The sequence below is a fragment of the Parashewanella hymeniacidonis genome (assembly GCF_016900895.1).
Taxonomy (GTDB): domain Bacteria; phylum Pseudomonadota; class Gammaproteobacteria; order Enterobacterales; family Shewanellaceae; genus Parashewanella; species Parashewanella hymeniacidonis.
On the sequence record NZ_JAFEUN010000011.1, the window covers coordinates 38,283 to 42,806 of the forward strand.

Sequence of the window (4,524 nt, forward strand, 5' to 3'; positions counted from 1 at the left end):
TAACGGCGACCGGTGACTATGTGTTTACGCCAAATGAAAACTGGAACGGTGAGGTGCCAACCATCACCTACACCTTGAGCGACGGAACCAGCACCGACACTTCCACCTTGGACATTGAAGTTGACCCACAAAACGACACTCCAGTTGCCACAGACGACACTTTTGTTGTTGAACTTGGAGACGGAATACAAGGTAATCTCATCAACGCAGATAACGGCAATGGTTCAGATTACGATGTTGATGGAGACGGACTCACGATCAGCCACATCAATGGTCAGTTAGTCACTTTTGATAATAACGGTAAAGCTTCAATCGATATTGAGGGTGGCACACTTATCATTAACCGTGATGGTAGTTTTGAATTTCAATATTCAGGAGATGAGCCATCAGAAGTTAAGTTTACCTATACGATTACCGATGGATCTTCTTATAGTGAAGCTGCAGAAGTTATCATTAATATAAATGATACCACCCCACCAAATGCCCCAACTGTCCTTATCATTGATGATGAAAATGATGATGGCACACTGACCCAAGATGAAATGGGTATTGACGGTGTGAAAATCAAAGTAACCATTGACCACGACGAACTGCTTAATGGTGGTCAAGTTGATATTAATGTCGTATTAAGCCAATTAGATGGGACTGTTATTGATACTCGTTATGTCGCCACACTTACTGAAAGTGGGGAGTTAGTCGTTACCCATAATGGTATTGCTGTCACTGGGTTTACGTATGATTCTGATACTGGTGAGATTACTTGGACAGAATTAGAACCCGCAGAAGGTGAAAGTATTAGTGTTAAAACCAAGCAAATCGATGGTTCTGGCAATGGTTCTGATCCTTCTACAGATATGGCGACCGTTGAAATTGTTCCTTCAGCGCCGACTCTGGAATTAAAATCGAGCAACTTATTAGCTTCCCTTAATTTTGAAGGTATCCATTCAGAAGGCATTCGTCAAAATGTTAAAGCTTCATCACTGGATGACTTATTTGTAGGTAATTGGGGGACATACAATTCATCTGGCCATTTAGAGATTGGCACAGCGGGTACCTATTTAAACTCTTTAGCGTCTGCTGGGCATGGTTATGTTCTTGAACTAGAAAATCATGGCGGTGATAAATCGCTTTATTTGGATGTAGAATTTACAGAAGGCAGATTATATAACTTTGATTTTGAGGCGGCTGCACGTAAAGATGCAGGGGCTAGCAGTTCTAATTTTTCGGTAACATTACAAAAGTTAGATGAGAGTGGAAATCCAACTGGTGAAACTATTACTATTGCTGATGTACGTTTCTTAACGACAAACCAATGGCAGCAAATAAATGAATCGCTTTCAGTCGATGACTCAGGTACGTATCGCATCACTTTTACGGCTAACGATTCTGACACATTGGGTGCCCTTCTTGATAATATTAATTTTTCTGAACAAATTAACCAGGGCGTTGAAGGAAACTTCATTAAGATCAGTGAAATCACCTCTGTTTTGACGGATCAAGATGAAGTGCTATCAATTACTTTGTCTGGCTTACCTGCGGGTGCGAAAGTTAAGGGGTTTTTATCTAATGGTTCTGAATCTAATGTGTTGACTGTCGGTGCTGACGGAACCTTAGAGATTCCATCTGACTGGGATTATAAATCTATTTTTGTACAAACCTCTAAAGAGGGTGTTTATTCTGTGGACGTGACTGCTACCAGTACAGAAACTGATGGTAGTCAAGCGACGACGACAAGCTCGTTTGATTTGATTGTCTATCCTGAAGGTTATGAAGCTCAAGATCCCGTTGCTAATACTGCCAATATCATTAGTACTCTTGGCGCAGGAGCTACAATTGATATTCCTGAAGAATGGTTATTGCATTCAGACACAACGCCATTTGGTACCCAGATTATAGGTATCAATGGTGCTGAAATTGACAATGGTATTATTTCTATTGAAGCTGATAATAGCGGTGAATTCGATTATACCATATCGTCATTTGGTAGGACTTCGACTGACAGTGTAGATGTTGATTTAGTCGCAAACACGGGTGCTGCAATTGAAGGCGACGCCAATAATAACATTATGATTGCAGATCCAAATGGCGGAGCTGTTAATTTTTACGGTCGACAAGGTGATGATGTTGTTGTTGGTGGTAATTCAGGTGATGACCTAAAAGGTAATCTAGGCAATGATTTAATGATCGGTGGATTAGGGAATGATGTGATAAACGGCGGGAATAACGAAGACATCATCATCGGAGGTTTAGGCGACGATATCCTTACTGGTGACGGAGCGAACAAGCAGAATATTGATATATTCAGATGGGAAAGTGGCGAACAGGGTAAAGATATCATCACTGATTTTGAATTTGGTTATGATAAATTAGATTTGAGCGACCTTCTTATTGATGAAAACTTTAATAACATTGATGATTACCTAACGATTAGTATTGATGGTGATAACATTGTTTTAGATATTTTTGCTGATGGTGACAAATCAGGCGAATACGATCAACAAATTGTGCTTGAGAACCTTAACTTAACAATTGCAGAAGTTAGAGAGCAATTATTAAATGCAGATGGTGAAGGCGCTTTAATTATTGATGGTCAAAAGCCTGCTACGAATGAACAACCTATGAGCGGCAGTGGATCGAGTTTTGATGAATTTAGCTATTCGATAGATCCAATGAATCATATCCCTTAATCGATTTTTTATATTAAACAAAAAGCTCCTTTATGGAGCTTTTTTTGTAGGACTCAGCTTAGAGCCTGCTTCCAATTAACGAATTCTCTCTTACTCTTTTTATGCTGAAACAAATCATTATGTAAATAAAATGTCAAAAAATTGACGTTGCTTTGTAATCAGGTTAAAGTTTAATCACTTTCTAATTTTGTATATAAATTTTTCACTTCACGGATAGAAGTGTTTAGGGGCTGACATGGATCGTTATACTGCAGTGCAAGCTGGCAGATTTACTGCCGTTTCTGGAAAAGTTACTGTAAGACTTGGAGATGTTGAATTCATTGCGACTGAAAATGAATATATTCCTCAAGGCGCAAGTATTTTTGCTCCTTCAAACTCAAAATTTCAAATTGAATTCTTAGATGGTGAGATCCGATCTAATTTAACGCAAGCAGGCGATGGTTCTAGTTTATTTAGGGTTGATTCCACAACTGATGTACAGCAATTACAAGCAATTATTGCTGCAGGTGGTGATCCAACCATTGATTTACCAGAAACTGCCGCAGGCGGACCTGTTGGTAATCAAGGGGGCTTTGATGCTGTTGCGCTTGATCGAGCTGCAGCTGAGACTGTAGCTTCCACAGAATTCAACACCTTAGGCTTTGTACCTGCTTCACCGGAAGTACAAACTCTAGGCATAGATTCTACAAATACACCACCAGTTATCGGCAATCCTGGTACAGGAGTCGTTGATGAATCAGGCGTTGATCTCGCTAATAATGACACAGTAGGTGTTGCTAGTGTCACTGGCATTATGACAGCCAGTGATGCGGAAAATCAAAATGAATTAAATTGGAGTTTACAGACGGTCCAAAACCAATTCGGTGTGTTTAGTATTGATCCAGTAACAGGTGCGTGGAGTTTTTTACTTGATAATACTGCGGACGTTGTTCAAGCGCTTCAAGAAGGTGAAAGTAGAGCCTTAGTTTATACGGTTCAAGTCAATGATGGCCAAGGTGGAGTAGCGCAATCAACCGTTACCATTACAGTTGAAGGTACAAATGATAGGCCAATAATTACCGGCGAACAGTTTTCTGGCAGCGTCAGTGAATCAGGAGTCAATGCTAGCAATGAAGATAGCGCTGGCGTTGCAATTGCGACAGGGCTATTAACAGCTACAGATGTTGATAATGCTCAAAGTGATCTTAGCTGGACCGTTCAATCTGAACAAAATGCATTTGGTACATTCGAAATTGATGCTGCTACTGGTGAATGGACATTTACACTTGATAATGATGCGAGTGAAGTTCAATCATTACAACAAGGTGAGTTTGAAACAATTTCATATGTTGTCAGAGTCAGCGACGGCCTTGGCGGTTTCAGTGACACCACGGTGACCATTACCGTGACTGGCACCAACGATCGACCACTGGTCTCAAACGGCCCGCAAACGGGTAACGTAGATGAAGCGGGCATCGACGCCAGCAACAACGATATCCCAGGTACGGCGAGTGTCAGTGGCGATCTTAATGCCACCGATGTCGACAACGACCAAAGCGATTTAAGCTGGACACTCATCAGCGATCAATTTGCGGACTTTGGCGAGTTCATCCTCAACAGTGAAACCGGCGAATGGAGCTTCAACTTGCTCAATGACTCTGCAGTCGTTGAAGCAATGCAAGACGGCGACAGCATTGACCTGACGTACACGGTTCGAGTCAGCGACGGCCTTGGCGGTTTCAGTGACACCACGGTGACCATTACCGTGACTGGCACCAACGATCGACCACTGGTCTCAAACGGCCCGCAAACGGGTAACGTAGATGAAGCGGGCGTCGATGCCAACAACAACGATATC

2 protein-coding genes are annotated in these 4,524 nt (G+C 41.7%); both read left to right on the forward strand.

Annotated features, from left to right (window positions below; all coding sequences use genetic code 11):
• Positions 1-2,687 (forward strand): Ig-like domain-containing protein (locus JQC92_RS04125; protein WP_204998457.1); only part of this gene is annotated, 2,687 nt, incomplete at its 5' end.
• A 235-nt stretch (positions 2,688-2,922) separates the two neighbouring features.
• Positions 2,923-4,524, forward strand: a 1,602-nt coding sequence (locus JQC92_RS04130) for a VCBS domain-containing protein (protein ID WP_204998458.1), incomplete at its 3' end; no start/stop codon positions are given.